The organism is Pseudomonas batumici (assembly GCF_000820515.1).
GTDB lineage: Bacteria > Pseudomonadota > Gammaproteobacteria > Pseudomonadales > Pseudomonadaceae > Aquipseudomonas > Aquipseudomonas batumici.
Map to the genome: position 1 here is coordinate 1 of NZ_JXDG01000087.1, position 6,810 is coordinate 6,810.

At 55.4% G+C, this 6,810-nt stretch carries 5 protein-coding genes and 1 pseudogene; 5 read left to right on the plus strand and 1 reads right to left on the minus strand.

Going from position 1 to position 6,810, the window contains the following annotated elements; all coding sequences use genetic code 11:
• A pseudogene (locus UCMB321_RS28320) lies at window positions 1-290 on the plus strand (methyl-accepting chemotaxis protein); the annotation flags it as partial.
• 213 nt (window positions 291-503) lie between these two features.
• On the opposite strand, the gene UCMB321_RS28325 reads toward UCMB321_RS28320, so the two are convergent.
• Complete coding sequence (locus UCMB321_RS28325) at window positions 504-1,847, minus strand: OprD family porin (protein ID WP_040072003.1); 1,344 nt, start codon at window positions 1,845-1,847, stop codon at window positions 504-506.
• A 5-nt stretch (window positions 1,848-1,852) separates the two neighbouring features.
• Between UCMB321_RS28325 and UCMB321_RS30875 the strand changes: the two genes are divergently transcribed.
• From UCMB321_RS30875 to UCMB321_RS28340, 4 genes are all read left to right on the plus strand, one after another.
• Window positions 1,853-2,263: a hypothetical protein gene (locus UCMB321_RS30875; protein WP_157016091.1), complete on the plus strand. Its 411-nt coding sequence runs from the start codon at window positions 1,853-1,855 to the stop codon at window positions 2,261-2,263.
• Between the two features lie 133 nt (window positions 2,264-2,396).
• Window positions 2,397-3,746, plus strand: coding sequence for a 2-hydroxycarboxylate transporter family protein (locus tag UCMB321_RS28330; RefSeq protein ID WP_052451378.1), 1,350 nt, complete (start codon window positions 2,397-2,399; stop codon window positions 3,744-3,746).
• A 537-nt stretch (window positions 3,747-4,283) separates the two neighbouring features.
• Window positions 4,284-5,366, plus strand: a complete 1,083-nt coding sequence (locus UCMB321_RS28335) for a YncE family protein (protein ID WP_157016093.1) — start codon at window positions 4,284-4,286, stop codon at window positions 5,364-5,366.
• Window positions 5,367-5,541: 175 nt separating this feature from the next.
• On the plus strand, window positions 5,542-6,810 hold a 1,269-nt coding region (locus UCMB321_RS28340), incomplete at its 3' end, for a methyl-accepting chemotaxis protein (RefSeq protein WP_040072006.1).

A 6,810-nucleotide genomic window follows, 5' to 3' on the forward strand; every position in this document is an offset into this window, starting at 1 on the left:
AGCAGAGCAACCAGCGGACCCAGACCACCCTGGAGATGGCCCGTGCCGCCGGCGTGGCCCTGGAGCAGATCACCCAGTCCATCAACCTGATCAATGAACGCAACCTGGTGATCGCCAGCGCGTCGGAGGAGCAGGCCCAGGTCTCCCGTGAAGTGGACCGCAACCTGGTGAACATCCGTGACCTGGCTTCCCAGTCGGCCGCCGGTGCCAACCAGACCAGCGCCGCCAGCCATGAGCTGTCGCGCCTGGCGGTGGACCTGAATGCGATGGTGGCGCGGTTCGTGATCTGATTGTGGATCGGGTGTGTCGGTGCTGTAGGCACGAGCAATTGAATGCCGCTCCTACACGCCGTTCAGATAATCGTCCGAATCACCACCACAGTGAACCGAACAGCGCCAGTCACGGCGCTACACGCCATGCCTGGTGCACAATAAAAAAGGCCCATCACCAGGATGGGCCGTTCTTTAACCGAGTGTCACATCATCCAGCAGGTAATCAGGTGATTACAGGAAGTTGATTGGGTAGTCGGTGATCAGGCGGAAGTCGTTGATGTTGCCTTCGCCGTCGTCGGCGTTGCCACGGTGCCAAGCTTGGCGTGCACGGATGGACAGATCCTTCAGAGGACCAGACTGCACAACGTACTTGGCTTCCACGTTGGTTTCGAAGTGATGGCCATTTGAGCCGTAGGCGTTAGCATACGCGCCATTAGGATCTGCGTGGCTACCGTCGATGCCTTGACCATGGGCATAACGAACCATGAAGCTCAGGCCTGGGATGCCGTACTCGGCCATTTTGATGTCATAACGAGCCTGGAGGGATTTTTCACCCGGGGCGTTGAAGTCGGAGTACTCAATCGAGTTGCTCAGGAAAATCGACTCGGTACCGCGGTTTTTGTCACCCGCACCGATGTAGTCGAATGGCTCGTTGCCGTTGATCTTCTGGAACGCCAGCGTAACGGTGTGTGCCTTTAGGAACGCATAGGACGTTGCCAGCGAGTAGGCGGTGTTGGAGATCTTGCCTGCTTTCGCCGCGCCGGTGTCGGTGGTGCGATAGAGGTTGAAGTCGAAGGTCAGTGACTGATCGGTCGCCAACGGAAGGGTGTAGGTCGCGTTGGTGTAGTACTGATTCCACGTGTCTTGGGCCTTGGCGCCGTAGAGGGATACGCTCAGGTTCTCATTGATACCGTACTTACCGCCCACGTAATCAATGCTTCTGATCGGAGTAACGCCGTATTGGCTAAAGAGGTTGCCTTGCAGTGTGGTGTTGTCCTCGCTGCTACTGGCGTAGAAGTGACCGGCGTCCAGATCGAGGCCTTTGATTTCGCTGCTTTGCAGTTGGAAGCCACGGGCAGTCTGTTGGAACTGACGAGGTGTGCCGAAGGCGAATACTGGCGCCGTGTTTGGGGTGAAGTCGCCGAACTTCAGCTCGGTTTTGGAGATGCGAACCGCAATGTCGGCACCGGCTTTGCCGTAGCTGTTGTCGTTTCCAGTATTGGTGCTATTGCGAGGTAGGTTGAGCGAGCCACCCTCATCGTCACGACCATAGAGTTTGTAAGCTGCATCACCAAAGCCTTCAACCTTGACACCGACAGTCCCTTGAGTGTAGCCGGAGCTGAATTTGCCCCGAATGCCTTGGGTCCAGTCGATTGAGTCTTTATTGCGTTTTGTCGTTTTCTGATCCTGCCGGGTCCGGTTGAAGTAGAAGTTCTCCAGAACCACGCCAGCCTTGGCTCCTTCAACAAAGCCCGGGGCATCAGCCTGAGAGGTTACAAACGGCTCAGCCATGGCCGATTGGGAACCTACTGCAGAAACAGCCAGGGCGATCATGCTCCACTTCATTACGCGCATCGTATGTGCTCCGTTTATTGTTAGGAAGAATACTGCCGTCCCATTTGTATTTTTGTCTGGGCGGCTCTTTCTTTTTTGAGCGTCAGCTTTCTTATTTTTGCGTCGGCGCGAACTTATATCAGGTCGGTATTTGTCGGGTAAACTTCGTTTTTGGTGGGTTGCTGAGTTTTATGGTAATTGAGATATGTTTGCAAATTGCTTGCTGTATTTTTGTTAAAGGCGCTTTATTGAAAGGTGTCAGACAGGTTGGTGGTTTAAGTTGGTGGGCGCAAGACCAAAATCTGCGATTTCTGCAGAGGTTAATGTTAAGGGGCTTTGTTGAAAGGTTCCAGAAAGGTTGGTGGTATACAGTAGAGGATGCGAGATCAAAATCTGCGGTTTCTGCAGGGGCCAATATTATTAAGGAGCTTTATTGAAAGCTGTCAGAAAGGTTGGCGGTATAGAGTCATGGGTGCATGACCAAAATCTGCGGTTTCTGCAGAGGTCAATATATTTGGCTGCGTGAAGGTTTGACAAAATAATGAAAACAATAAAACAGTGGAGAGAACTATGAAAGCGAGTCCGTCCGAGCAGCCGCTGCTGGGCAAGGATGAAGTATCCACTAAATTCTGGCCGTACGGCTGGTGGAAAATCATGGAGATTCGCATCGGTATCATACCGTTGCCGGTGTACCTGCTGCTTCTGGTGTTGCTCGGTGGATTCGCCCTCACCGACAAGGTGCCGACTGACATTTCCGTGTCGATCGCCATTCTGGCGATAGGCGGCTATAGCTGCGCCGAGCTCGGCAAGCGCCTGCCCTTTTTCCGCAATATCGGCGCCGCCGCGATTTTCGCCACGTTCATTCCTTCGTTTCTGGCTTTCCAGCATCTGGTGCCGGATCTGGTTCTCAAGAATGTGGCGGAATTTACCAAATCGTCCAATTTCCTTTATCTGTTCATTGCGTCGATCATTGTCGGCAGTATTTTCAGCATGGACAGAACGGTGCTCATCAAGGGCTTCCTGAAGATATTCGTGCCGCTCGCTGTCGGCACCGTGGCGGCTTCCATTGTCGGCACCCTGGTCGGCACCTTGTTGGGCTTGGGCGCCTTCCACACCTTCTTCTATCTGGTCGTACCGATCATGGCGGGCGGCGTTGGCGAAGGCGCGATCCCGTTGTCGATCGGTTATGCCGCTATCCAGCATGTGCCCCAGGGCGATGTTTTCGCGCAAGTTCTGCCGCCAGTGATGCTGGGTAGCCTGACGGCCATTCTGCTGTCCGGACTGTTGAATGCCTACGGCAAGAAAAATCCGCACCTGACCGGCGAAGGCCGTCTGCAGCCAGGCGAGCACGATGACATGGAGCCGAGCGAAGAAGCCCTGCCGGGCCATATGGATATCTCCCATATCGCCGCGGCGGGCATCACCGCCATCGCGCTGTACATCGTCGGTTTGATGGCCTTCAAGTTGTTCGGATTTCCGGCGCCGGTCGCGATGCTGTTTGTCGCGGTAGTGTTCAAGCTGTCGCGCGCGGTGTCGCCGCAATTGCAGCAGGGTTCGTTTGTCGTCTACAAGTTCTTCTCGACCGCAGTGACTTATCCGTTGCTGTTCGCGATCGGCGCGGTCATGACACCGTGGGACAAGCTGGTTGCCGCTTTTAATTTGCCCAACCTGATCACCATCGTGGCAACGGTGGTGACCTTGATGGCGACGGGTTTTGTGGTCGGACGCCGGATGAAAATGTATCCGATCGAGACCGCGATCGTGAATGCTTGTCATAGCGGCCAGGGCGGCACCGGCGACGTGGCGATCTTGACCGCCGCCAACCGCATGCAGATGATGCCGTTTGCGCAAATCGCCACGCGCATCGGCGGCGGTATCATGGTGACATTGGCGTTGATCGCCATCGCTCAGTTGACATAAGAAACCCCCGGGCCGGGTTTCGCTCGGCCTGCTTGACGGAGTGCAAGCGACGAAGTGCAGGACTGTGCTTCGCCGCCGCTCTACCAGCGTCTTGCTCTTTTCCGACAGACGCCCCCCTCCAGGTTTGGAATATTATCCAGTTTCAACAACACTCATGGATATTGAATAAACAGGTGTGGAGTACGTTTTTCTGAAGACTTCAGTGTGGCGTATTTGGGCGAGGTAGCACTTTGAGTGCTTATGAAAAGTCTATGTCGGATTAATGATCCCGTCAGGCTCGCCGTTGATTTGACGGTATATATTTCGAGCGAGAGTGATTCGGGTTTTGTCATGCAGTCAGAATAGCAGGGCTGCAAGTAATAACATTTCCTAAAGGCGCGCAATCTGCACGTGTGAACACATCTAATGTTGACATCGTGTATGCATTTAGTCGAAATTAACCGGGCGGTCGAAAGTGTTAGGCGTCTCGGTTGGCTAGGGGCGGCTTACTGGAAACGAATAAAAAAAATATCCGAATAGTTCTGGAGAAAACACGATATGCAGCGGAAATTGTTGGGTTGTGCAACTGCAATATGGGCCTTGAGCTTAATTGCCACTTCAGTGAGTGCTGCTGATCTGAAACAGATCGGAAAATTGGAAATTCCAGGCGAACCTCTCAACGGTTTCGACATCACCTACGTCGATCAGGCAACCAACCTTTACTATTTGGCCGATAGATCCAACAAGTCTGTCGACGTGTTCGATGTCACCAGCGGAAAAATGGTCGACCGGCTGCTCGGCGGATTCGTAGGGCAATTGAAGAGCAGTTCTGTATCGGGTCCGAACGGTGTCGTCGTCGCTGGCGGCGATGTGTGGGCCGGCGACGGCGACAGCACTGTGAAGGTCATCGACCTCAAGACGAAAAAAGTCACTGATACTCTTTCGACCGGCGGAAAGGCCCGGGTTGACGAGATGGCATACGATCCGGACGCCCACGTTGTGGTTGTCGGCAACAATGCTGACGAGCCGCCGTTCCTGACGCTGTTCTCGACCGAGGCCGGGCATAAAGTCGTGTCCAAGATTGTTTTTGAGGATGCCACGGACGGAGTCGAACAGCCTATCTACGATGCTGTGACGAAGAAGTTCTATGTTTCGGTTCCCGAGTTGAAGAAGGATAAGGCCAAGGGCGCCGTCGCCGTCATCGACCCGAGCAGCGGCAAGCTCGAGAAACTGATGCCTGTGAATGACTGTCATCCCAATGGTCTGGTGAAAGGACCTGGCGCCAATCTGCTGTTGGGTTGCGACGCCGGGAGCAAGGACGGCGGCTTGAAGCCGGTGCTCGTGGTCATGAAAACCGACGGCTCGGTGGTCAAGGTCATTCCTGGTCTCGGTGCAGCCGACATGGTCGCCTACAATCCGAAAGTCAATCAATATTACAGCGCTTCGCGCAACATGCCGGGTGCCCCGGAACTCGGTGTCATCGACGCGAAATCCAATACCCTCGTCCAGCGCATAAAACTGCCTGGCGGCACCCCGCATTCGGTCGCTGTCAGCGAGAAGAATAACCACGTCTTCGTGCCGCTCGGCGCGAAGGGTGGTGACTGTAATGGTTGCGTTGCCGTCTTCGAACCAGGTAACTGATTTTTCATCCTGACCGTCCAGCCTTGCGCGTCGCCAATACAGGCGGCGCGCAAGGCTGTCGGTCGTCTGTGTATCCAGAAAAAACGCTTGATCGGTACTGTCGGTCTAGCCTGTTGCTATCTGGTGCGTCTCCGGTATGGAAGCAGGTATTCTCACATCTATAAGAGAGCAGTCCATGTCCCTACGAAATATGAAAATTGCTCCTCGCGCCTTTCTCGGTTTCGCCTTCATTGCATTACTGGTGATTGTGCTAGGGGTCTTTTCCCAAACTCGTATGACAGTGATTCGTCACGCGTCCGTTGATATGTATACCAATCAACTGCCCAGCGTGAAATATCTGGACAATATGGGCGAATACATTCTGCGTATGCGTATTGTGTTCTATCGGATTCTGATCAACCGTGAGCCCGAGTCCTTGCAGAGCGAGTATCCGCGCATCGTTGGTCTGATCGACAAAGTTCGCAAGGACGAGAAAGCCTACGCAGATTTACCGGCTGATGGGGATCGGCTGGCCAAGTACAAGGCGTTCGCGGCGACGCTCGATACTTATATAGGGGGCCTGAACCAGGCGTTGGAGCTGTCGCGCCAGAACAAGGTCGAGGAGTTGGGTAACCTAATGAAAAACCAGCTCAAGGCCAATTCGGATGTGATGGAGGAGCAGCTCAAGCTGTTGGTGGAGATCAACATGAAGGGGGCCACGGACGCATCGAACGAAGCCGGCGAGCAATATAGCAACGCCAGTCTCGGCATTCTTCTGGTCTCGGCTCTGGCGGCGGCGATGACCGTGCTGCTGGCTTGGCTGTTGACCCGCAGCATCGTCGTGCCGCTGAACAAGGCGGTCGAAGCCGCTGAAATCATTGCCGGTGGCAACCTGACCAAGGCCATTGCCATCGAGGGCAAGGATGAGCCGGCCCGTTTGCTGACAGCGTTGTCGAAGATGCAAGGCAGTCTGCGCAAGACCATCGAACAGATCGCAGGTTCCGCCACGCACTTGGCCTCGGCGGCCGAGGAGCTCAGTGCCGTGACCGAGGAGTCGTCCCGCGGGCTGCAGCAGCAGAACAACGAGATCGAGCAGGCCGCCACCGCGGTCAATGAAATGACCAGCGCGGTAGAAGAAGTGGCGCGCAATGCGGTGTCGACTTCCGAAGCTTCGCAGCAGTCCAACCAGGCGGCACTTGAAGGGCGCAACCGGGTCGTGGAGACGGTGGACGCGATCCAGGCCATGACCCGGGACGTACAAAGCACCTCGGTACTGATCGAGGGCCTGGCGACCCAGGGCCGGGATATCGGTCAGGTGCTGGATGTGATCCGTGCCATCGCCGAACAGACCAACCTGCTGGCCCTCAACGCCGCCATCGAAGCGGCGCGGGCGGGCGAGGCCGGGCGCGGTTTTGCGGTGGTGGCCGATGAGGTGCGGGCCTTGGCCCATCGCACCCAGCAGTCG